The sequence below is a fragment of the Variovorax sp. V118 genome, assembly GCF_041154445.1.
Taxonomy (GTDB): Bacteria; Pseudomonadota; Gammaproteobacteria; order Burkholderiales; family Burkholderiaceae_C; genus Variovorax; species Variovorax boronicumulans.
The window spans coordinates 2755912-2778415 of the sequence record NZ_AP028663.1 but is presented as its reverse complement, the minus strand read 5'-3'; the positions used below and the strand labels follow the sequence as shown (position 1 = coordinate 2778415).

Sequence of the window (22504 nt, the reverse complement as noted above, 5' to 3'; positions counted from 1 at the left end):
ACGCCCTCGATTATCTCAGCCACCAATACCGGCTACTTTCCCCGGCGCAATGCCCCTCGGGATGCGGCCAGCCCCATGAAAAAAGGGGCCGGAGCCCCTTTTTCGACTGCACCCTGGTGGTCTTGTCAGGGGGTGATCTGCGACAGGCCGACGTAGCCCAGCGTGGTGAACGCCTCGAACATGGCGTTGGCCGCCTTGAGGTTCATGCGGATCTGCTTCTTCGCCACGGCCTTCCCCTGGCTGCCCACGAACACGGCGCCGTCGCGCTCGATCAGCACGCGGTCCGAGCCGAGGAACGTGTGCTGGCCCGGGACCGAGCCGAAGCGCATCACGCGCGCGTCGCCCATCTGGGTGATGGTGTAGCTGCCGGTGCCGACCACATCGCAGTTGCGGGCCGAGCCGTTGACGGCGCGCTGCTTGCATTCGTAGAAGGTCACGACCTTACTGGCGCCGCCCGCGAAGCTCACGCGCACCAGCGTGTTGGTCGTGTAGTAGCCGGTCGCCGTGGCCGTGGTGCCCAGCGGCGCGTTGCCGAGCGTGCCCAGGTTCGTCGTGGTGCCGCCCCAGCCCTCGTTGCGGTCGCCGCTCGGGAACGCGGTGCCGGCGAGCGGGCCGGGCGCGTGGAAGCAGGCGCGGCCGGGGCTGCGCGCAATCACCTCGTCCAGCGTCGAGGCCGGGGTGCCCGGGGCTGTGGACACCAGGCAGGCAATGGTGGGATCGAGCCGCGAATCGCCGCCCGCGGCGACGTCCGCCGCCGCGACGTTGAGCTTGTTGGCTTCGATCGCGTCGTAGCCCGGCGCGTTCGACAGGTCCAGGGCGCCCTGGTAGTAGAGCGTCGAGCCGGGGGGGAACGTGAAGGGGCTCAGTGTCGTGATGATCTCGGTCAGCGGAAGGTCGGGGCCCCAGTTCGCATACGACTGGCCGTAGGGGCCGCTGCTCGTGTAGGGATAGGTCTTGATCCCTGCGACCACCACCGACATCGGCTGGCCGCTGATGTCGACGGACGTGCGCTTGCTGACGCCCGTGTTCGCGCCTGCGCAGTAGTCGCTCGTGCTCACCGATCTGGCGTCGCGCACGGTGCTGGTGCTCTGGAAGCCCACCGGGCAGGCCACCCATGCGCTGCCGCTCCAGTGAAGGTCGTTCTGCCGTGCGGGAGAGCCGCCGTAGGACCAGGTGGCCAGCGTGCCGTTGGTGCTGCTGTTGCGAAAGTCGCGAAAGCGCACGATCCCGTTGACGGGCGTGACTTCTTCCGTCGTGGAGAGCAGGAGGCGCCGCGACCAGTTGGTGGTGTTCGTCAGAGTCAGGAAGTCGAGAATGCCCGCCGGCGCGGGCGCGTCGGGCTCCGTCACGGCGGGCGCTGCGGCGATGCTCTTGCTGGCCGTTACCGCGGCAAAGAGGGCCAGGGGCTTGTTGAGCTGGCTCTCCCGTGCGTCGGTCACGTAGTAGGTGGAGAGCGAGTCGATATAGCCCTGGCACGTATCGACCGCAGGGCCGCCCGCGCAGGAGGTCTTGGCGAACGACGTGCTGAAACCGAAACGCAGCCCGAGCAGCCGGTCCAGCAGCATGTTCTGCGTTTCCTTGGCGATGTCCCCCGCGCTGATGTTGCCGCCGAGCCCGTCGGGCATGCCGACCTGGCCGGCCAGTTGCACGCTCAGCTTCTGCGCAATCCGGACCAGCGTCGTCGCCATCGAGGCGTTCGGGTGGTCCGTGCTGTAGTCTGCAAAGAGATCGTTGGCCAGGCCCAGCTGCTCCCGCAGATTGGCTTCGGCCTGTTCGGAGGTGGCCCCCGTGTTCTCGACGAGCTGGTTGATCAGGGTCGTGAACGGCGTGACCAGCTGCGCCTTGTCCGCCGGGGCCTTCAGCACATAGGCCGTCGTGACAGCGCCCGATTGGGCGTCCACCGCGTCGGTGCCGACCAGCGCCACCACCGGCGCCGTGCCGCGGTCGGCGGGCGCGATCTGCAGCGTGGCGTTGCCTTCGGCGTCTGTGCGCGCGCTGGGTTCGTCGGTGTCGAGCAGGCCGTTATTGTTCTTGTCGAGGAACACCACGGCGTTGCGCAGGGCGCCGTCCATGACCTTGACCGCGAACCCGGCGTCCGCGGGCTCCTGCGGGGTGGGGTCGGCAGGGCCGGCCGGCTCGGCGGGGGCCGGCGTGCCACCGATGGGAAAGAACGACCCGCCACCCCCACCGCCGCTGCCTCCGCCACACGCGGCCACGGCCATCAGGGCCACGCAGGCCGCACACACTTTTGAACGCAGGAACGCACTCGCCATCTTCTTCTCCTCGGTTGTTGAAGCACCCCCTCTAGGTGCTTGGCCGTGCGAAGTATTTCGATGGACAGGGGCAGCGACATCCTTCAAATCAAGTACGCGCCATGCAAAAGATCCAGCGCCGGTTGTTCAGCGCCCGTTCTTGTACGTGAAGACCTGCACGATGCCGCGACCCGGCGCGTAGACATAGGCGTAGTCGAGGCCGTTGTTCGTTTTCCAGCGGTACTGCAAGGCGCCCGCAATGCCGTCGTAGGTGCACGAGAGCTTCTCGATCTCGAGCGACGACACGGCGCTGCGCTGGCCGTACAGCGTGTCGTAGCTGCGCTTCTGGCCTTGCTGCCAGAGGCCGACCGGGAACTTGCCTTCGTTGTAGGACTGGCCGAAACGCTGGTCGTAGACGCGGCCGATGGCCGTGCCGTCGGGCGTGAGCGCAAAGCGCTCGTGCGACCGGGGCACCGTGCGTTCGTACACCTCGAACTCCTTGCCGGCGTAGCCCACGTACTTCGTCGGGCCCTTCAGGGTGACGTCTCCCGCACCGAGCTTGCCGTCGGGATGCACGTCAATGAAGGGATAGCGTCGGTCGACCTCGGTGAATTTCAGTTCGCGGGTCTCGGGCATCGGGTTGCCGGTCAGCATCTCCACGGGAATGAAGCGCTCGGTGACGACGGCATCGTGCTCGCACACCGGCGCCGTTTGCGCGGCGGCCATGCGATGCAGGGCCAGGAGAAAGAGGACGGCGACGCCGGCGCGAACCGGGCGGACCGTGCATGCGCGATGCGATGAGGGCTTCATGGGCGAGGGCTCCAGGGATGGGATGCAGGATGACCACGGCATCCGCACACCCGCTGTGGGCGCCGCGCTCCTCGGGCGAGTGTCCGCGGCGCCGTGCGCTCCGGCATCGCTCAAATCAAGTAGAAGAAAAAGGGGCGAGCGTTCAGCGTCGCGGCATGCCGGCCAGGCGGATCAGGTCGCTCTGGCGGCGCAGCCCGGTCTTGTCGAAGATGTTGCGCAGGTGCGTGCGCACGGTGTGCACGGAGATGCCGTGGCGCTGCGCAAACTCGGCCGGACGGGTGCCGTCGACCAACTCGGCGATCACCCGCATCTCCGCCTCCGTGAGCCTGTATTGCGTCGCGACCTGCTGCAGCCTGCGGGCCTGGTGGTCTTCCTGCGGCTCGTCGATCATCAACAACGCGACCGCGGTCGGCCAGGCCAGGCGGCACGCATTGCTTTCTTCGAGCGGAACCAGCCGCGCCGTGGCCGAGGCCCCGGTGTCGTCGTTCCCGCGCTGCCAGAGCGCATGCGTCTGGAGCAGGCCTTGCCGCACCAGGCGCAGCGATGCCGCCACGGCATCGGCATCCAGCGTGCCCAGCCGGACCAGCTTGCCGTGCTGCGTGCCCGCCCAGTCGTTGCGCGACAGCAGGGCCGCGCCGGCCGCGTTCGCGTACAGCACCTCACCGGCGTGGGACAGCACCAGCAGCGGCTTGGGCACCACGTCGAGCAGCGCCAGCGAGGTCTGGCCGGCCTGGGTGCTGCGACCGAGCGCCCAGTGCGCGTGCAGCGCCAGTTGCAGCGGGGCGTGTACCGACTCGAAGACGCGCTTGTCCTGGTAGCTGAACTCCTCGAGCCCGGGGCGCCGGTACAGGCCGATCGCCGTGAACGGCGCAACGAAGGGCTGCGTGCCGTCGTCGACGATCATGGCCAACAGGCCCTTCACGCCGGTGGGCGCCGCGAATTCGTGGAAGTAGTCGAGCTTGCCCAGTGCGTCCCAGTCGCACAGCTCGCGGCCGATGCCGCATTCGCCGGTGCGCACGCAGATTTCCTTGTCTGCCGCGCCGGCCATCCAGGGATCTTTGGCCGACCAGTACTGGACGTAGTCGGGCACCGTGTGGGTGGGCAGCCCGTGATCGACGAACAGCGAGCGGTCGGCGCTCGTGCTGCGCGGGGTGTGGATGCACGCGGCCGTGGCGTTGAACCGCAGGCACAGCGCCTCGAGCGTGTCGGCCCAGCGCGATGCGTTCGATGGGGCGCGCGAGGCCGCGATCACGGCATTCATCAAGCCAATGTCAGAGCCTGCCATCCGTTCCCCTCCCGCTTGGTTTAAGCCGAAAGTGTAGGGGGCACGGCGCGTTTCGCGCCTCTTTTTCGGTGCCGAGGCGCGAGGGCCACGGCGTTCCGTGGCCCGTCCGGCGGGCACTGCGCTGCTAGTTTGCTGCGGCGCGCGCCTGCGCAATCCAGCCGTCGAACGTCGCCTGGTGCACGCGAATCCACCCGTCGGTGTGGCGCGTCACGTCCTGCATGCTGTTCGCGCCTTCGCTCATGCGCAGGTTCTGCGCGTTGATGTCGCTGATCGGCAGCTTCATCACCTCGAACAGGCGGCCGGCGGCGGGGTTCTTCTCGATGAAGGCCCTGTTGGCGACGATGCGCTGCTCGTTGGCCAGGAAGCCGTAGTTGCGGCCGTTGGGCAGCCGGGTGTCGACCTGCGCGCCGGCCTGCGCGGGCGAGAAGGGCACCTGCAGCCAGACCACGTCCGCGCCCGGGCGCAGCACGGCGCTGACCCAGTAGGGCGTCCAGGTGTAGTAGAGGATCGGCTTGTCCTGCTTGAAGCGCGCGATGGTGTCGGCCATGAGCGCGGCGTAGCTCCCCTGCTTGTGGGTCACGCTGTCGCGCAGTTGGTAGGCGGCCAAGTGGCCTTCGATGGCCAGTTCGCAGCCCCAGCCGGGGTTGCAGCCGGTGAGGTCGGCCTTGCCGTCGCCGTCGGCGTCGAACAGCTTGGCGATGGCCGGGTCTTTCAGCTGCGCGAGGTTCGTGATGTTGTATTGCTCGGCGGTCTTGCGGTCGATCAGGTAGCCCTGCACCGCGCCGTCGGAGTACGTGCCCTGGCGCCACAGCTTGGCGTCGCCGCCGCTGTTCTTGTAGAAGTCGGCGTGCAGCAGGCTCCAGTGGTTGGCCATGAAGGTGGCGTCGCCGTTGGCAATGGCCAGGTGCTCGGTGGCGGGCTCCAGGTCTTTCATCGGCTCGACCTTGTAGCCGAGCTTCTCGAGCGCGCGCATCACCAGCAGCGTCTGGAAGGCTTCCTCGGCGAGCGAGCTTTTCAGCGGCTGAACGGTGATGCCCTGGCCGGGCAGGTCGTTGGCGGCCTGTGCGGTCGCACCGAAGGCGACAAGGCCCAGCGCCAGGAGGCCGCGGGCAAGGAAGAGGCGGGTGGTCTTCATGCGTGGTTGTCCTCCGTGACGGTCAGTGCGCTTGCGCGGAAAGGGCGGGCACGGCGTCGTCGGCGTGCTCGCCGCGCGAGGGCGTGCCCACGAGGCGCTGCAGCGTGCGCAGCGCGAAGCCGGCCGGGCCGGTGTGCCACCAGCGGTGGCCGGCGCTGCGGCGCGACTTGCCCATGGCCTGCGTCAGGCGGTCCAGCGTGATCGCCAGCAACACGATGCCCAGGCCGCCGACGGTGGCCAGGCCCATGTCGAGCCGGCCGATGCCGCGCAGCACCATCTGGCCCAGGCCGCCCACGGCGATCATCGAGGCGATCACCACCATCGACAGCGACAGCATCAGCGCCTGGTTGATGCCCGCCATGATCGAGGGCATGGCCAGCGGCAGCTTCACCTTCACGAGCATCTGCCAGGGCGAGGCGCCGTAGGCGCGCGCGGCTTCAATGAGGTCGGGGCGCACCTGGCGCAGGCCGAGGTTGGTCAGGCGCACCAGCGGGGCGAGCGCGAAGACGATGGTCACGATCACGCCCGGCACGTTGCCGATGCCGAACAGCATCACCACCGGCACGAGGTACACGAAGGCCGGCGTGGTCTGCATGGCGTCGAGCACCGGGCGCATCACGCGCTGGGCCCGGTCGCTGCTGGCCAGCAGCACGCCCAGCGGCAGGCCGATGACCATGCAGAACACCAGCGAGGTCAGCACCAGCGACAGCGTGACCATGGCTTCGGGCCAGATGCCCAGCACGGTCACCAGCATCAGCGACACGACGGTGCCGATGGCCAGCGCGCGGCCGGCGAACTGCCAGGCGAGCAGGCCGATGAGCGCGATCATCGGCAGCGCGGGCAGGGCGGTGAGCAGGCCCTGCACCGAGTTGAGCGTGCTGTCGATGGGCAGGCGCACGGTCTGGAAGAAGGGGCGGAAGTGTTCGACGACCCAGCCCAGGCCCTGGTTGATCCAGGCCTCGACGGGCAGCGAGCCGTCCCACAGGCGGTGCAGCGCGAAGCCGTTGGTGGCGGTGTCGGCTTGGCCCGCGAGGGCGTGCGCGGTGTTCGCCGGCGCATCGAGCCAGGCACTGGCGGTCGAGGTGTCAGGCGCGGCCGAGATCGCTTCCCACGGATCGAGGGCAGCAGGGGGCGCGGCGGGCGTGTCCAGGACGGGGGTGTCCAGCAGGGGCGCGTTCAGGTCGGAAGGCAATGTGGTGTCGTTCATCGTTCAAGGTCCTTCGTGAATTCAGTGCGGCTCGGCGGCGAGTGCGGGCGCGGCATGCGGCGAGACGGGTTCGATCGGCGGCGTGTCGCGGTCGAGGAAGCGCAGCAGCGTCGTCTTGCTGATCGCGCCGCAGAAGCGGCCGTCGCCAGCCACGACCGGTAGCGCGCAGGGCGCCTGCGCGAGCTGTCCGATCAGGCCGGCCACGGGGGCTTCGGCGTCGATGCGCGGCAGGTCCTCGAGGAAGGCGTGCTGCAAGCCGAGCGGGCCCGAATGCCCGTCGAGCGCACCGCGCAGCGTGTCGGCCGACACCACGCCCAGGAAGCGCTTGGTCGGGCTGGTCACGTAGGCGAAGTCGCGGTCCTGGTCTTCGAGCAGCTTGAGCGCCGCGCGCGCGCCGCGCTCGGGGTGCTCGCACACCACGGTGAGCGACTTGCGCGCGATGTCGGCCGCCTTGAACACCGCCGCCGCGTCCACGCCGCGCACGAAGCTGCGCACGTAGTCGTCGGCCGGACTGCGCAGGATCTCGTCGGGCGTGCCGACCTGGATCACGTGGCCGTCCTTCATGATCGCGATGCGGTCGCCGATGCGCATGGCTTCGTCCAGGTCGTGCGAGATGAAGACGATGGTGCGGCGCTGCACCTGCTGCAGCCGCAGCAGCTCCGACTGCATCTCGGTGCGGATGATCGGGTCGAGCGCCGAGAAGGCCTCGTCCATCAGCAGGATCGACGGGTCGGACGCCAGCGCGCGCGCCAGGCCCACGCGCTGCTGCATGCCGCCCGAGAGCTCGTCGGGGTAGCTGTCGCCCCAGCCCGAAAGGCCCACCTGCGCCAGCGCGAGGTCGGCCTGCGCGAGGCGGTCTTTCTTGCGCGTGCCCGACAGTTCCAGGCCGAAGGCGGTGTTCTCGCGCACCGTCATGTGCGGCATCAGCGCGAACGACTGGAACACCATGCTGATGTCCTTGCGGCGCAGCGCGCGCAGCTTGCTGTCGGAGTGCTCGTTGATGTCGGCGCCGTCGATCACGATGCGCCCGGCGGTCGGCTCGATGAGCCGGTTCAACAGCCGCACCAGCGTCGACTTGCCCGAGCCCGACAGGCCCATGATCACGAAGATCTCGCCGGCCTGGATCTCGAAGGTGGCATCGAACACGCCGATCGACTGGCCGGTCTTCGCCAGGATTTCCTTCTTGGAAAAACCTTGGCGGACCAGCTCGAGGGCTTGTTCGGGCGAGTCGCCGAACACCTTGAAGACATGGTCGATGAGAATTCCTTTGGCCATATGCCGGGGCTCCTTGAGTGAAGGGTGGACACAGCACCGCCCCGAAGGGCGGCAACGGCCACGCCATCAGCCCGATGAGGGAGCTGCCCGACAGCGCGCATGAAGATTGCGCATGCGCATGCAATGGCCCGGCGAGCCCCGAGGGCTGCCGACAGGCACTGAAGACGACTTGGCGACGAAGCCAGTGCCCGCCGGATGCTTCATTCGCAGACAACGGGCCTGGTCGAGGGGCGCCGCCTGGATGAGCGTGACGTGGCAATGGGGCCGGAAAAAAGATCCGGCCGGTTTGCCGGGCTGGGCCCGGCGTGAAGGGCCTTGCACCGCGACGGGATTCGCAGATCCGCGAGTAGTGCAAGGGTGACCAACATGACTTGTTGGTCGTCGGAAGCCGCTAATTATAACTTTTTGGCATGACGCGAGTCAACCCACGGGCGTATCGTGTCTGTGGGACCCGGGCGAAAGGCCTCGTCAGATGCGAGCCATTCTTATTGAGACCATACTCGGCACCGCGCCCGGTGAGCGGGCGCAACCATCCAAGACTGTGGAGCCATTTTTCTCATGACGACTTCTCCCAAGACCCGTGCCGAGCGCGACACCTTCGGCCCGATCGACGTGCCGGCCGACAAGCTGTGGGGCGCGCAGACGCAGCGCTCGCTGCAGAACTTCGACATCTCCGGCGAGCAGCAGCCGCGCGAGATCATCAAGGCGCTGGCCCAGGTCAAGCGCGCATCGGCCGTGGTCAACCACGCGCTGGGCCTGCAGGACGAGAAGAAGACGCAAGCCATCGTGGCCGCGGCCGACGAAGTCATCGCCGGCAAGCACCCGGGCGAATTCCCGCTGGTGGTCTGGCAGACCGGCTCGGGCACGCAGAGCAACATGAACGTCAACGAGGTGCTGGCCAACCGCGCCAGCGAGCTGCTCGGCGGCGAGCGCGGGGAAGGGCGCCTGGTGCACCCGAACGACGACGTGAACCGCAGCCAGTCGAGCAACGACGTGTTCCCCACCGCCATGCACGTGGCGGCCGTCGAAGCCATCACGCACAAGCTGCTGCCCGCCATCGCCAAGCTGCGTGGCACGCTGGCGAAGAAGGCCGAAGATTTTGCGGACATCGTGAAGATCGGCCGCACCCACCTGCAGGACGCCACGCCGCTCACTCTGGGCCAGGAGTTCTCGGGCTACGTGGCGCAGCTGGCGCACGGCGAGGCGCATGTGCGCGCCGCGCTGCCGCACCTGTGCGAACTGGCGCTGGGCGGCACGGCCGTCGGCACCGGGCTCAACGCGCCCAAGGGCTATGCCGAGCAGGTCGCGGCCGAACTCGCGAAGCTCACGAACCTGCCGTTCGTGACCGCGCCGAACAAGTTCGAAGCCATGGCCAGCGTCGACGCGCTGGTGCATGCCCACGGCGCGCTGAAGACGCTCGCCGCCAGCATGAACAAGATCGCCAACGACGTGCGCTGGCTCGCGAGCGGCCCGCGCAGCGGCATCGGCGAACTGAGCATTCCCGAGAACGAACCCGGCTCGTCGATCATGCCGGGCAAGGTCAATCCGACCCAGAGCGAGGCCGTGACGATGCTGGCCGCGCAGGTGTTCGGCAACGACGTGGCCATCAACATCGGCGGCGCCTCGGGCAACTTCGAGCTGAACGTGTTCCGCCCGATGGTGGCGCACAACTTCCTGCAAAGCGTGCGCCTGCTGGCCGACGGCATGGTGAGCTTCAACGACCACTGCGCCGTGGGCATCGAGCCGAACCGCGAACGCATCACGGAGCTGGTGCAGCGTTCGCTGATGCTGGTGACGGCGCTGAACACGCACATCGGCTACGACAAGTCGGCCTACATCGCCAAGAAGGCGCACAAGGAAGGCACGAGCCTGCGCGAGGCGGCGATTGCGTCGGGGCACCTGACAGCCGAGCAGTTCGATGCGTGGGTGGTGCCGGAGAACATGACGGGTCGCTGATCCGCTCCGCAACCCCCAATGAAAAAAGGACCCGCGAGGGTCCTTTTTCGTTGCCGGCCGAGCGATCAGTAGCCGATCGTGTAGCGCTGGCGCGAGTGCGCAGGCTTCTCGAGCTCGTCGATGAATGCGATCGCGTAGTCCTCGAAGCTGATCCAGCTGCGGCCCTCGGCGCTCACCAGCAGGTCGTCCTTGCCCAGGCGGAACTTGCCGGTGCGCTCGCCTTCGACGAATTCGGCGGAGGGCGACAGGAAGGTCCAGTCGAGGTCCTTCTCGTTGCGCAGCGCATCGAGGAATACGCCGCCGGCCGTGGCTTCGGCGCGGTAGGCGTCGGGGAAGTTCGGCGTGTCGATCACCTTCAGGCCGGGCGCCGCGAACAGGCTGCCGGCGCCGCCGACCACGAGCAGGCGCTTCACGCCCGCGCGCTTCACGGGCTCGATGACGGCCGCGGGCGGCACGGTGGCGAAATGCGCCGCGCTGAACACGGCGTCATGGCCGGCCACGGCCTTTTCGAGGGCGGCGGCGTCGAGCGCGTCGGCATCGACGGTCTTGACGTTGGCACGGCCGGCCAGCTTTGCGCTGGCATGGCGGGCGATGGCCGTCACGGTGTGGCCGCGGCGCAGTGCTTCTTCGAGAAGGCGACCGCCGGCACGTCCGGTGGCGCCGAGGATGGCGATGTGGCTCATGAGGGACTCCAGTCAAAAGTTGGGAAGGGGATGAACCGCATCTTAGGTTTCTGGTTTCGAAAGAAATACCTCGAATTCCGCGCTTCTTTATTCCTAAAATCGTTCGAATGGACCGATTGAACGCAATGCGGGTGTTCGTGACCGTGGTGGACGCGGGCAGCCTCTCGGCCGCGGCCGACAAGCTCGACCTGTCGCGCCCGGTGGTCACGCGCTACGTGGCCGAACTGGAGCAATGGACCGGCGCGCGTCTGCTGCACCGCACGACGCGCCGCCTCAGCCTCACGGCGGCGGGCGAGGAACTGCTGCCGCGCTGCCGCCAGGTGCTCGAACTCGCGGGCGACATGCAGGCGGCGGTGCGCCACCCCGCCGAGGCGCCGAGCGGGCAGCTGCGCATCACCGCCAGCACCTCGTTCGCGCAGGCGCAACTGGCCGGCGCGGTGGCCGACTACGTGCGGCGCTATCCGGGCGTGGCGGTCGACCTGGTGCTGCTCGACCGCGCGGTGAACCTGGTGGACGAGCGCATCGACCTCGCCATCCGCGTGTCGTCCGAGATCGATCCGAACCTCATTGCGCGCCGGCTCTCGGTGTGCCGTTCGGTGGTCTGCGCGACGCCCGATTACCTGAAGACGCACGGCCAGCCGCAGCGCGTGGAAGAGCTGGCGCAGCGCAACTGCCTCACGCACTCGTATTTCGGCCGCAGCCTGTGGAACTTCACGCGCAAGGCCGACGGCCTGCCGGTCTCGGTGGCCGTGGCCGGCAACCTCTCGACCAACGACGCGGCCAGCCTGATGGCGCTGGCGCGGGCCGGGGCGGGCATCGCGATGCTGCCCACCTATCTGACGTCGGGGTTGCTGCAATCGGGCGAGCTGGTGTCGCTCTTTCCCGATCACGAGCCGCAGGTGCTGGGGGTGTATGCGGTGTACGCCTCGCGCAAGCACATGCCGTCTGCGCTGCGCACCTTGCTCGATTTCCTGGCCGAGCGCTTCACCGAAGTGCCGGCCTGGGACACGCCTTCCTAGTGGTGAGCGTTGGCGGCGGCCGCCTCGTTCATCAGCTTGTCGGTGTAGGCGATGGCCATGGCCGAGAACAGGAACGCGATGTGGATCACGGTCTGCGCGATCAGCACCTTGTCGGTGTAGTTGTCCGCGTTGATGAAGGTCTTGAGCAGGTGGATCGAGCTGATGCCGATGATGGCGGTGGCCAGCTTCACCTTGAGCACCGAGGCGTTCACGTGGCTCAGCCACTCGGGCTGGTCCTGGTGGCCTTCGAGGTCCATGCGGCTCACGAAGGTCTCGTAGCCGCCCACGATCACCATGATCAGCAGGTTGGAGATCATCACCACGTCGATCAGCGCCAGCACCACCAGCATGATCACCGTCTCGTTGAGCGAGCCGACCGGTGCGGTGGTCTTGTAGCCGATGCTCGCGATCAGGGCCTGCAGCGCGTCCTTGTTGCCGAAGGCGGCTTCGACCAGGTGCAGCAGCTCGACCAGGAAGTGCACCACGTACACGCCTTGCGCCACGATCAGCCCCAGGTACAGCGGCAGCTGCAGCCAGCGGCTCGCGAAGATGAGCCGGGGCAGTGGCTTCAGCGGGGAACTGCGTGCTGGTACGGGCGCGTTCCGGGCGTCGACAGGATCGGGGGCGGACATGAAGTAAGAAGACAGGTGTAAAAAGTCGGGCGATTCTAGAGGTCTCCCAGTGACGCACTCGTGATAACCCTGCGAACTAACATCGACCCCGTCAGTGGCCCGTAAGTGCGTGCCCCGACATTACGGCCGCATTCAATCAGGAGACAAGAGCATGAGCAGCGCATCGAAGAACATTGAATCCGTCCTGGTCGAGAACCGCGTGTTCCCGCCCGACGCCCGCGCCACCGAAGGCGCCCGCATTGCCGGCATGGCCGCCTACGAGGCACTGTGCAAGGAAGCCGAGCAGGACTTCGAAGGCTTCTGGACCCGCCTGGCCAAGGACAACCTGCAGTGGACGAAGCCCTTCACCCGCACCCTGGACGAATCGAAGGCGCCGTTCTACGAATGGTTCGGCGACGGTGAACTCAACGCCAGCGCCAACTGCCTGGACAAGCACATCGGCACCCCCGTCGAGAACAAGACCGCCATCGTCTTCGAAGCCGACGACGGCGCCGTCACCCGCGTCACCTACAAGGAGCTGCTGGCCCGCGTGAGCCAGTTCGCCAACGCGCTCAAGGCGCAGGGCATCCGCAAGGGCGACCGCGTCATCATCTACATGCCGATGACCATCGAAGGCGTGGTCGCCATGCAGGCTTGCGCGCGCATCGGCGCCACCCACAGCGTGGTGTTCGGCGGCTTCTCTGCCAAAGCGCTGCAGGAACGCATCATCGACGCGGGCGCGGTGGCTGTCATCACCGCCAACTACCAGCTGCGCGGCGGCAAGGAACTGCCGCTCAAGGCCATCGTGGACGACGGCATCGCACTGGGCGGTTGCGACACGCTCAAGACCGTGCTCGTGTACGAGCGCACGCCCACCGCGTGGAACCGCGTCGAGGGCCGCGACAAGACCTTCACCGAAGCGCTGGCCGGGCAGGGCACTGAGTGCGCGCCCGTGCCGGTCAATGCCGAGCACCCGCTGTTCATCCTCTACACCTCGGGCTCCACCGGCAAGCCCAAGGGCGTGCAGCACGCCACCGGTGGCTACCTGCTGTGGGCCAAGCTCACGATGGACTGGACCTTCGACATCCGTCCCGAAGACCTGTTCTGGTGCACCGCCGACATCGGCTGGATCACCGGCCACACCTACGTCGCCTACGGCCCGCTCGCGGCCGGCGCCACGCAGGTCGTGTTCGAAGGCATCCCGACCTTCCCGCATGCGGGCCGCTTCTGGGAAATGATCCAGAAGCACAAGGTCTCGATCTTCTACACCGCGCCCACCGCCATCCGCTCGCTCATCAAGGCGGCCGAAGGCGACGAGAAGGTGCACCCGAAGAACTGGGACCTGACCAGCCTGCGCATCCTCGGTTCGGTCGGCGAGCCGATCAATCCCGAAGCGTGGATGTGGTACCACCGGAACATCGGCGGCGAGCGCTGCCCGATCGTCGACACCTTCTGGCAGACCGAGACCGGCGGCCACGTCATCACGCCGCTGCCGGGCGCCACGCCGCTGGTGCCAGGCTCGTGCACCTTGCCGCTGCCGGGCATCATGGCCGCCATCGTCGACGAGACGGGCAAGGACCTGCCCAACGGCGCGGGCGGCATGCTGGTCATCAAGCGCCCGTGGCCCTCGATGATCCGCACCATCTGGAACGACCCCGAGCGCTTCAAGAAGAGCTACTTCCCCGAAGAGATGGGCGGCACGATCTACCTGGCCGGCGACGGCGCGGTGCGCAGTGCCGACCGCGGCTACTTCCGCATCACGGGCCGCATCGACGACGTGCTCAACGTGTCGGGCCACCGCCTGGGCACGATGGAAATCGAATCGGCGCTGGTGTCCAAGACCGACCTCGTGGCCGAAGCCGCGGTGGTGGGCCGTCCCGACGACGTGACGGGTGAGGCCGTGTGCGCCTTCGTGGTGCTCAAGCGCGCGCGCCCGACTGGCGAGGAAGCCAAGCAGATCGCCAACGAACTGCGCGCGTGGGTCGCCAAGGAAATCGGCCCCATCGCCAAGCCCAAGGACATCCGCTTCGGCGACAACCTGCCCAAGACGCGCAGCGGCAAGATCATGCGGCGCCTGCTGCGCAGCATTGCGAAGGGCGAGGCGATCACGCAGGACACGTCGACGCTCGAGAACCCGGCGATCCTCGACCAGCTGTCCGAGACGAACTGAACCCAGGGTTGGCCGAATCCGGCCAATCCGGAACAGTTGTCACGAACGCGCTGTACAGAGGTGTAGGACATGGCCGTTTGTGCGGCCATGTGCACCAAAGCGGGCTCCTTGCTGAGGTAAAACCGATGTCGTCACCGCGCGCCACGACAGGCGCGCGGCTTTTGTCATCGTGACCGGCTGTTTGCAAGGAGGCGCCACATGGGCGTGAGATCCGCTTTTCTTTTTGTCATCGTGCTGCTCATCGCGGGGCTTGCCGCGCTGAACTGGGGCACGTTGTCGGCACCCACCGACGTGTGGCTGGGCTTCATGAGCGTGTCGGCGCCGCTCGGGCTGATCATGCTGGGGCTCACGGCCGTGCTCGCGGCCTTCTTCCTCGTGTACGTGCTGTACCTGCACAGCTCGGTGCTGCTGGAGACCAAGCGCCACACGAAGGAAATGCAGACCCAGCGCGACCTCGCCGACAAGGCCGAGGCCTCGCGCTTCACCGAGCTGCGCAACTTCCTGGAAGCCCAGGAGAAGCAGCACATGTCGCACAACGCCGACCGGCACACGGCGCTGCTGGCGCGCATGGATCAGCTGGAAAGCGCGGTCAAGCTGCGTTCGGACCAGACCGACAACACGGTGGCGGCGCACATCGGGCAGCTCGAGGACCGCATCGAACGCCGTCCGGTGCCCAGCGACATCAACCCGAGCATCTGAGCGGGCGCGCCGCTACGCGCTTCGTTTTCCTGCCGATTACTTCGTCGACAGCACCCAGGCCGCGAGCTTCTTCGCATCGGCTTCGCTGACCTGGTTGTTGGCCGGCATCGGCACCGGGCCCCACACGCCCGAGCCGCCCTTGATGATCTTGGTGGCCAGTGTGTTGGCCGCACCCTTGTCGTCCTTGTACTTGGCCGCGATGTCCTTGAATGACGGCCCGAGCACCTTGCGTTCGACCGCGTGGCAGCTCATGCAGTTCTTCGACGTGGCAAGGGCCAGGTCGGCAAAGGCGGGCGCCGCGAGGCCGAGGCCCAGGGCTGCCATCAACATCGTTCTTTTCATGGGGACTGTTTTCGTAAGGGCTGAGTTACATTCGATCCAACGCGATTGTAGGTAGCGCGGTGCACACGCACCGGCGGCGATACCGACCAACTCGGAGGGTATTCGCGATGTGGTTTCTGCTCTTGGGCCTGCTCGGTGTAGCCCTCAAATATTTCGAAGTGGGAATGGTCGCCGGCTGGAGCTGGTGGATCGTGCTGAGCCCGTTCGCGCTGGCGCTGGCCTGGTGGGCCTGGGCCGATTCGTCGGGCTATACCAAGCGCAAGGTCATCGAGCGCGAAGAGCGGCGCAAGCAGGCGCGCATCGACCGCCAGAAGACCAACATGGGCCTTCGCACCAGCAACGGGCAGCAGCGCCCGCGCCGCTGACCCCGCGGCTCCGTCACCCGCGCCGCATGCCGACAGGACGCGCGCCATGGACGACGAAGCCGCCACCCACGCCTTGCTCGTCTTCGGGCTGTCGCTGCTGGTCGGGCCGGCCGTGGGCGCGCTGGTCGGTCGTTTCAAGACCTTCTTCTGGGGCGCAGGCATTGGCGCCTTGCTGATCGGCTGCGCCGGCCTGTACGGCGCGGTCACGGTGGGCTGGCAGCGCTACCAGTCGATCGCGGGCACGGCCAGCACGCAGGGCAGCCTGGTCGAGTTCGTGGAAGAGCGCAGCAAGGACAGCAAGGGCTACGTCACCACCACGCGCGCGCCCCTCGTCGAATACACCGCCGCCGACGGGCAGAAGCGCCGCGTCAAGGGGCTAGGCGGCAGCCTGTCGGACAAGGAGTGGGGCGATGCGGTCGAGGTGCGCTACAGCACCGCCGATCCGGCCCAAGCGCTGGTGGCCGACTTCCAGAATATGTGGGGCATCGTCTGGGGGCTCGGCCTCTTCGGCGGCTTTCCGACGATGTTCGGCCTGTTCTTCACCGGCATGGCGCTCAAGGAAGGCCGCAGGGGCCGGCCGGCGCCGGTGCGCGAGCCGACGCCCACGCAGAAGAAATGGCGCACGCGCGGCACGGTGCTGGCGAACGTGGTGTTCCTTGCCGGCTTCGCGCTGGTGTTTCTCTATCCCCACGACAGTGCGATGAAGCAGTTCGGTGCGGGTTTTCTCACCATCGGCGCGGGGGCGCTGCTGCACTTCGTCGTGCAGAGCTTTCCCCCGGCGATGGATTTCGAAGCCCGGGCCATCTTCGCGATCGTCGGCCTGGGCTTTGCGGCCTTCGGCTACGGCGCGTGGATGATGGGCTGATGCCGCTTCAGAACTTGTCGAGCACCGCGCCCGAGCTTGCGCTCGAGGCGTTGAACGCGAACTTGGCCTGCACGCCGCGCGTGTAGCGCGGGGCCGGCGGCGTCCAGCCTTCGCGGCGCTTGGCGAGTTCGGCTTCGGGCACGTTGAGTTCGAGCTTCAGTTCGTGCGCGTCGATGGTGATCGAGTCGCCTTCGTTGACGAACGCGATGGTGCCGCCCGCCGCCGCTTCGGGCGCGACGTGGCCGACCACCATGCCCCAGGTGCCGCCCGAGAAGCGGCCGTCGGTGATGAGGCCGACGCTTTCGCCCAGGCCCGCGCCGATCAGCGCACCCGTGGGGGCCAGCATTTCCGGCATGCCCGGGCCGCCCTTGGGGCCGAGGTAGCGCAGCACCATCACGTCGCCGGCGACGATCTTGCCGGCCAGGATGGCCTGCAGCGCCGACTGCTCGTCGTCGAACACGCGCGCAGGGCCGGTGATGACCGGGTTCTTCAGGCCGGTGATCTTGGCGACCGCGCCTTCGGGCGACAGGTTGCCCTTCAGGATGGCCAGGTGGCCTTCCTCGTACATCGGGTTGTCGATCGGGCGGATCACGTCCTGGTCGGCGCGCGGCACGTCGGGCACGTCCTTGAGCACTTCGGCGATGGTCTGGCCGCTGATGGTGATGCAGTCGCCGTGCAGCAGGCCGGCCTTGAGCAGCACCTTCATGACCTGCGGAATGCCGCCGGCCTGGTGCAGGTCGACCGCGAGGTACTTGCCCGAGGGCTTCAGGTCGCAGATCACGGGCACCTTCTTGCGCATGCGCTCGAAGTCGTCGATGGACCACTCCACGCCAGCGGCGTGAGCGATGGCCAGGAAGTGCAGCACCGCGTTGGTCGAGCCGCCGGTGGCCATGATGACGGCCACGGCGTTCTCGATGGCCTTCTTGGTCACGATGTCGCGCGGCTTCAGGTCTTTCTTGATGGCCTCGATCAGCACCTTGGCCGATTCCTTGGCCGAGTTGGCCTTCTCGTCGTGCGGGTTCGCCATGGTCGACGAGTAGGGCAGCGAGATGCCCAGCGCCTCGAACGCGCTCGACATCGTGTTGGCCGTGTACATGCCGCCGCACGAGCCCGTGCCGGGAATGGCGCGCTTCTCGATCTCGTGCAGGTCTTCGTCGCTCATGTTGCCGGCGGCGTTCTGGCCCACGGCCTCGAACACGCTGACGATGTTCAGGTCCTGGCCCTTGTAGCGGCCCGGCAGGATGGTGCCGCCGTAGACGTAGATGGCGGGCACGTTGGCGCGCAGCATGCCCATGAGGCCGCCGGGCATGTTCTTGTCGCAGCCGCCGACCACCAGCACGCCGTCCATCCACTGGCCGCCGACGCAGGTCTCGATGCAGTCGGAGATGACTTCGCGGCTCACGAGCGAGTACTTCATGCCCTCGGTGCCCATCGCCATGCCGTCGGAGATGGTGGGTGTGCCGAACACCTGCGCGTTGCCGCCGGCTTCCTCGATGCCAGCGATGGCTGCGTCGGCCAGCTTCTGCAGGCCCGAGTTGCAGGGCGTGATGGTGCTGTGGCCGTTGGCGACGCCGACCATCGGCTTCTTGAAGTCGCCTTCCTCGTAGCCCATGGCGTAGAACATCGAGCGGTTGGGGGCGCGGCTCTTGCCTTCGGTGATGTTCGCGCTGCGGCGGTTGATCTGGATGGTCTTGGTGTCCATGGTGTCTCTTCTGTCGTGGGGAGATCGTGAGGGGGAAGCGCCAAGTATCGGACTTCTGATTGATTGGTTCCAATCCAATTTGAAGCGTGGATTGATATGCTTCGCATATGAATGAAGCCCTCATCGACCTGCGCGCCTGGCGTCAGTTCGTGGCCGTGGCCGAAGAGCTGCACTTCGGTCGCGCCGCCCTGCGCCTGCACATGACGCAGCCGCCGGTCACGCAGGCCATTGCCCAGCTCGAGAAAACGCTGGGCGTGGTGCTGTTCGACCGCACGCGCCGTCGCGTGGCGCTCACGCCGGCCGGCGAGGCGCTGCTGCCCGACGTGCGAGAGCTGCTGGCGCGCGCCCAGGCGCTGCCGGCACGGGCGCGCGCGGCGGCGGCGGGGCAGGTGGGGCGCGTGCGCATCGCCTTCGTCTCGACGGTTGGCTTCGAACAGCTGCCGGCCTGGGTGCGCGAGTTCCGCGTGCTGTGCCCCGAGGTGGCGCTGGAGCTGGTCGAGGCCACCGGCGACGTGCAGCTCGAAGCCTTCGCGCGCGGCGAGATCGACGCCGGCCTGATGCTGCATTCGCCGGGCGCCGCGCCGCCGGGGCTGGCCTGCCTGCCGGTCGAGGTGGAGCCGCTGGTGCTCGCGCTGCCGGCCCAGCACCGACTGGCCGAGGCGCGGCCCGTGCCGCTGGCCGAGGTGCTGGACGAGCCGCTGGTGATCTTTCCGCGCCGCATCGTGCCCTCGCTGCACGACGCGATCTTCGACCTGTACCACGCGGCCGGGCGCACGCCGCAGGTGGCGCAGGAGGCGATCCAGATGCAGACCATCGTCAACCTCGTGTCGGGCGGCATCGGGGCGGCCTGGGTGCCGCACAGCGTGATGCAGTTCCGGCGCGCGGGCGTGGTCTACCGGCAGGTCCACGAGTTCAAGGGCGTGGGGCGCCGCCGCGTGACGCTGCCGGTGTGCGAGACCAGCCTCGTGTGGCCCGCGCAAGCCTCGCATCCGGCGCTGGCACGCTTCGTGGCCTTCGTGCGCGAGCGGGCCGGGCGCGTGCCGGCGTAAGGCTCAGGCGCTGCGCGCCGCCCGGCCGGCGGGTGAGGGCGCATCGAGCGTGGCCGCCAGCAGCGCATCGAGCCAGCCCGCGAAGGCCTGCACCCGCCGCGACAGATTGCGCCGGTGCGGGTAGACGAGGTGCACCGGCAGCGGCTCGGCGCGCGCGTCGGGCAGCACTTCCACCAGCTCGCCGGCCGCCAGGTGCTCGCGCACGTCGTAGGCCGGGATCTGGATCAGGCCCAGCCCCGCCAGCGCGCAGGCGATGTAGGTCTCGGCGTTGTTCGCCGCCACCTGGCTGCGCAGACGCAGCGTCTGCGTCTCGCCGTCGCGCAGCTGCCATTCCCAGGGCGCGGCGCGGCCGCTGGTCGGCGAGGCGTAGTTGACCGCCACGTGCTGCGGCAGGTCGGCCGGCGTGCGCGGCGTGCCGTGGCGCGCAAGGTAGGCGGGGCTGGCGCAGTTGATGAGCGTGAAGTGCCCCAGCGGGCGGGCCACGAGGCTGCTGCTGGCGAGCGGGCCGACGCGCAGGGCGCAGTCCACGCCTTCGAGCACGAGGTCGACCGCGCGGTCGCTGGAGCCCAGTTCGAGCTCGACCGCCGGGTGGCGTGCAAAGAAATCGGGCAGCGCCGGCGCGATCAGCAGGCGCGCGATGCGGCTGGGCACGTCGACCTTGAGCCGGCCGCTCACGCTGCTGTGCGCGGGCTGGAACTGCTGCTCCATGTCTTCCATGTCGGCCACCAGCGCGCGGGCCCGCTCAAGCAGCACCTCGCCGTCGGGCGTGAGGCCCACGCGGCGCGTGGTGCGGTGCAGCAGGCGCGAGCCCAGGCGCGCCTCGAGCTGCTGGATGGCGGTCGAGATGGTGGCGCGCGGCAGCGCCAGCCGGTCGGCGGCGCGCGTGAAGCTGCCGGTTTCGGCCACGCGCAGGAAGACCTGGAGGAGTTCGATGCGGTCCATGGCGGCGGGGCTGATTGTTCGTAGTTTTCAGAATAGTCTAGCCTTGAATGAGTGATTTATCTGCAACTTGGCGATCAATAGACTGGCGGCTCGTCACACATCCCGTCCCGGGTCTTTCACTCATTCAGAGGAATCCATCCATGTCCGCACGCACGCTCACGAACAAGGTCGCCGTCATCGCCGGCGGTGGCAAGAACCTCGGTGCCCTCATCGCCCACCAGCTGGTCGACGGCGGCGCCCGCGGCATCGCCATCCACTACAACAGCGACGGTTCGCGCGCCGAGGCCGAACAGACGGCCGCCGCGCTGAAGGCCAAGGGCGCCGACACGCTGCTGGTGCAGGGCGACCTCGCGGTGGTCGAGAACAACGTGAAGCTGTTCGACCAGGCCGTGAAGCACTTCGGCCAGGTCGACCTGGCGATCAACACGGCGGGCGTGGTGATCAAGAAGCCGATCCTGGACATCACCGAGGCCGACTACGACAAGAGCTTCGACGCCAATTCGAAGGCCGCCTTCTTCTTCATCCAGCAGGCCGGCCGCACGCTGGCCGACGGCGGCAGCATCGTGACGCTGGTGAGCTCGCTGCTGGCGGCCTACACGCCGTTCTATGCCATCTACCCGGCGGCGAAGGCGGCGGTGGAGCACTACACGCGCGCGGCCTCCAAGGAGTTCGGCGACCGTGGCATCTCGGTGAACGCCATCGGCCCGGGCCCGATGGACACGCCGTTCTTCTACGGCCAGGAAAGCCCCGAGGCCGTGGCGTACCACAGCAGCGCCGCCGCGCTCAGCAAGTACTCGAAGAAGGGCCTCACCGACATCGAGGACATCGCGCCCATCGTGCGCTTCCTGGTCACCGAAGGCTGGTGGATCACGGGCCAGACGATCTTCGCCAACGGTGGCTACACCACGCGCTGATCCGGCAACATCGGGCACGATCAATCCAGGAGGACAACGCAGATGCACACAGTCATGGTGATGGGGGGCGGCTTCGCGCTGCTGGTGGTGTTTCTTCTGGCCGGCCGCTTCATGGGCGACGGGTCGTCGATGGCGCTGGCCGCGGCGGCCAAGTGGTTCATTCCGGCGTGGTTCGTCGGCGCGGGCATCAACATGGCCGTGGGCGTGCTCAAGGCCGGGTACTCGGTGGCCGAGGAGCTGCCGATCTTCCTGTTCATCTTCGCGGTGCCGGCCCTGGTGGCGGGGTTGCTGTGGTGGAAGTTCGGGCGCTGACATTGCCCTGAATGCCCCCGTGCCGGCGGCGTCATTGCGCCACGGCACAATCGTCGGATGCTCATGTATCCGCAGATCAATCCCATCGCCTTGCAGCTGGGGCCGGTGGCCATCCACTGGTACGGCCTGACCTACCTGGCGGCCTTCGCGCTGTTTTATTTCCTGGGCACGCGCCGCCTGCACCACGAGCCGTTCCGCTCGCTGGCCACGGCCGGCGTGTGGCAACGCAAGGACATCGAGGACATCCTGTTCCTGGGCGTCATGGGCGTGATCGTCGGCGGCCGGCTCGGCTACTGCCTGTTCTACAAGCCCGAGTACTACCTCACGCACCCGCTCGAGATCCTGTACGTGTGGCAGGGCGGCATGAGCTTCCATGGCGGCCTGCTCGGCGTGATCGGCGCCATGGTGTGGTTTGCGCGCTCGCGTGCGCGGCCGTTCTGGCAGGTGATGGATTTCGTCGCGCCCTGCGTGCCGACCGGCCTGGCCGCGGGCCGCGTGGGCAACTTCATCAACGGCGAGCTGTGGGGCCGTTTCAGCAGCCCCGAGCTGCCCTGGGGCATGGTGTTTCCGCAAAGCGGCTCGATGCTGCCGCGCCATCCGTCGCAGGTCTACCAGTTCCTGCTCGAAGGCCTGCTGCTGTTCGTCGTGATGTGGCTCTATGCGCGCAAGGAGCGCAAGCAGGGCCAGGTGGCCGCCGTGTTCCTCATCGGCTATGGCGTGCTGCGCTTCGTGGCCGAGTACTTCCGGGAGCCCGACGATTTCCTGGGCCTGCGCGCACTCAGCCTGAGCCAGGGCCAGTGGCTCAGCGTGCCGATGGTGATCGCCGGCATCGCGCTGTGGTTCTGGTTCGGCCGCGCCGGCAAGACGGGCAGCACCGCGCGCGCCTGACCTCTCCACACCCCGCACAACGC

At 67.8% G+C, this 22504-nt stretch carries 21 protein-coding genes; 10 read left to right on the top strand and 11 right to left on the bottom strand.

Annotated elements, in window-relative coordinates; genetic code table 11:
• Window positions 1-125 precede the first annotated feature (125 nt).
• From ACAM52_RS12885 to proV, 6 genes are all read right to left on the bottom strand, one after another.
• Window positions 126-2273, bottom strand: coding sequence for a hypothetical protein (locus ACAM52_RS12885; RefSeq protein ID WP_369647231.1), 2148 nt, complete (start codon window positions 2271-2273; stop codon window positions 126-128).
• A 126-nt stretch (window positions 2274-2399) separates the two neighbouring features.
• Window positions 2400-2978, bottom strand: coding sequence for a hypothetical protein (locus ACAM52_RS12880; protein ID WP_369632639.1), 579 nt, complete (start codon window positions 2976-2978; stop codon window positions 2400-2402).
• 226 nt (window positions 2979-3204) lie between these two features.
• Complete coding sequence (locus ACAM52_RS12875) at window positions 3205-4323, bottom strand: helix-turn-helix transcriptional regulator (protein WP_369632640.1); 1119 nt, start codon at window positions 4321-4323, stop codon at window positions 3205-3207.
• 148 nt (window positions 4324-4471) lie between these two features.
• Window positions 4472-5482 (bottom strand): glycine betaine/L-proline ABC transporter substrate-binding protein ProX, encoded by a 1011-nt coding sequence (proX, locus tag ACAM52_RS12870; RefSeq protein ID WP_369647230.1) that lies wholly within the window; start codon window positions 5480-5482, stop codon window positions 4472-4474.
• Window positions 5483-5504: 22 nt separating this feature from the next.
• The gene (gene proW, locus ACAM52_RS12865) at window positions 5505-6689 is read right to left on the bottom strand and encodes a glycine betaine/L-proline ABC transporter permease ProW (protein ID WP_369647229.1); all 1185 of its coding nucleotides are present in this window, start codon (window positions 6687-6689) and stop codon (window positions 5505-5507) included.
• Window positions 6690-6710: 21 nt separating this feature from the next.
• Window positions 6711-7964: a glycine betaine/L-proline ABC transporter ATP-binding protein ProV gene (proV, locus tag ACAM52_RS12860; protein WP_070060474.1), complete on the bottom strand. Its 1254-nt coding sequence runs from the start codon at window positions 7962-7964 to the stop codon at window positions 6711-6713.
• Between the two features lie 558 nt (window positions 7965-8522).
• Here proV and fumC point away from each other — a divergent pair.
• A complete protein-coding gene (gene fumC, locus ACAM52_RS12855) occupies window positions 8523-9920 on the top strand; it encodes a class II fumarate hydratase (protein WP_369647228.1) in 1398 nt (465 codons plus the stop codon).
• Window positions 9921-9985: 65 nt separating this feature from the next.
• Here the strand turns inward: fumC and ACAM52_RS12850 are convergent, their stop codons facing one another.
• Window positions 9986-10603, bottom strand: a complete 618-nt coding sequence (locus tag ACAM52_RS12850) for an NAD(P)-dependent oxidoreductase (RefSeq protein WP_369647227.1) — start codon at window positions 10601-10603, stop codon at window positions 9986-9988.
• Between the two features lie 107 nt (window positions 10604-10710).
• On the opposite strand from ACAM52_RS12850, the gene ACAM52_RS12845 reads away from it, so the two are divergent.
• Complete coding sequence (locus ACAM52_RS12845; protein ID WP_369647226.1) at window positions 10711-11622, top strand: LysR family transcriptional regulator; 912 nt, start codon at window positions 10711-10713, stop codon at window positions 11620-11622.
• Here ACAM52_RS12845 and ACAM52_RS12840 read toward each other — a convergent pair.
• On the bottom strand, window positions 11619-12254 hold the full coding sequence (locus tag ACAM52_RS12840; protein ID WP_369647225.1) for a YqhA family protein: 636 nt from the start codon (window positions 12252-12254) through the stop codon (window positions 11619-11621). The two genes, ACAM52_RS12845 and ACAM52_RS12840, sit on opposite strands and share 4 nt — an antisense overlap.
• Before the next feature lie 151 nt (window positions 12255-12405).
• Here ACAM52_RS12840 and acs point away from each other — a divergent pair, with 151 nt between their 5' ends.
• Complete coding sequence (gene acs, locus ACAM52_RS12835) at window positions 12406-14403, top strand: acetate--CoA ligase (RefSeq protein ID WP_369647224.1); 1998 nt, start codon at window positions 12406-12408, stop codon at window positions 14401-14403.
• Window positions 14404-14601: 198 nt separating this feature from the next.
• Window positions 14602-15102, top strand: coding sequence for a hypothetical protein (locus ACAM52_RS12830; RefSeq protein ID WP_062482638.1), 501 nt, complete (start codon window positions 14602-14604; stop codon window positions 15100-15102).
• A 36-nt stretch (window positions 15103-15138) separates the two neighbouring features.
• Here the strand turns inward: ACAM52_RS12830 and ACAM52_RS12825 are convergent, their stop codons facing one another.
• Window positions 15139-15444, bottom strand: coding sequence for a c-type cytochrome (locus tag ACAM52_RS12825; RefSeq protein WP_062482639.1), 306 nt, complete (start codon window positions 15442-15444; stop codon window positions 15139-15141).
• A gap of 107 nt (window positions 15445-15551) precedes the next feature.
• On the opposite strand from ACAM52_RS12825, the gene ACAM52_RS12820 reads away from it, so the two are divergent.
• On the top strand, window positions 15552-15809 hold the full coding sequence (locus tag ACAM52_RS12820) for a TIGR04438 family Trp-rich protein (RefSeq protein ID WP_062482640.1): 258 nt from the start codon (window positions 15552-15554) through the stop codon (window positions 15807-15809).
• A gap of 46 nt (window positions 15810-15855) precedes the next feature.
• Entirely contained in the window at window positions 15856-16674 is an 819-nt protein-coding gene (locus tag ACAM52_RS12815) for a DUF3592 domain-containing protein (protein WP_369647223.1), read from the top strand.
• Between the two features lie 7 nt (window positions 16675-16681).
• On the opposite strand, the gene ilvD is transcribed toward ACAM52_RS12815, so the two are convergent.
• Window positions 16682-18376: a dihydroxy-acid dehydratase gene (gene ilvD, locus ACAM52_RS12810; protein WP_062482642.1), complete on the bottom strand. Its 1695-nt coding sequence runs from the start codon at window positions 18374-18376 to the stop codon at window positions 16682-16684.
• A 107-nt stretch (window positions 18377-18483) separates the two neighbouring features.
• On the opposite strand from ilvD, the gene ACAM52_RS12805 reads away from it, so the two are divergent.
• A complete protein-coding gene (locus ACAM52_RS12805) occupies window positions 18484-19425 on the top strand; it encodes a LysR family transcriptional regulator (RefSeq protein ID WP_101492949.1) in 942 nt (313 codons plus the stop codon).
• A gap of 3 nt (window positions 19426-19428) precedes the next feature.
• On the opposite strand, the gene ACAM52_RS12800 is transcribed toward ACAM52_RS12805, so the two are convergent.
• Window positions 19429-20367 (bottom strand): LysR family transcriptional regulator, encoded by a 939-nt coding sequence (locus tag ACAM52_RS12800; RefSeq protein ID WP_369647222.1) that lies wholly within the window; start codon window positions 20365-20367, stop codon window positions 19429-19431.
• A gap of 140 nt (window positions 20368-20507) precedes the next feature.
• Between ACAM52_RS12800 and ACAM52_RS12795 the strand changes: the two genes are divergently transcribed.
• From ACAM52_RS12795 to lgt, 3 genes are read left to right on the top strand one after another with little or no spacing between them, the layout of a single operon-like run.
• Window positions 20508-21281 (top strand): SDR family oxidoreductase, encoded by a 774-nt coding sequence (locus ACAM52_RS12795; protein ID WP_369647221.1) that lies wholly within the window; start codon window positions 20508-20510, stop codon window positions 21279-21281.
• A gap of 42 nt (window positions 21282-21323) precedes the next feature.
• Window positions 21324-21593, top strand: a complete 270-nt coding sequence (locus ACAM52_RS12790) for a hypothetical protein (protein ID WP_062480550.1) — start codon at window positions 21324-21326, stop codon at window positions 21591-21593.
• 57 nt (window positions 21594-21650) lie between these two features.
• On the top strand, window positions 21651-22481 hold the full coding sequence (gene lgt, locus ACAM52_RS12785; RefSeq protein ID WP_095947771.1) for a prolipoprotein diacylglyceryl transferase: 831 nt from the start codon (window positions 21651-21653) through the stop codon (window positions 22479-22481).
• Window positions 22482-22504 lie beyond the last annotated feature (23 nt).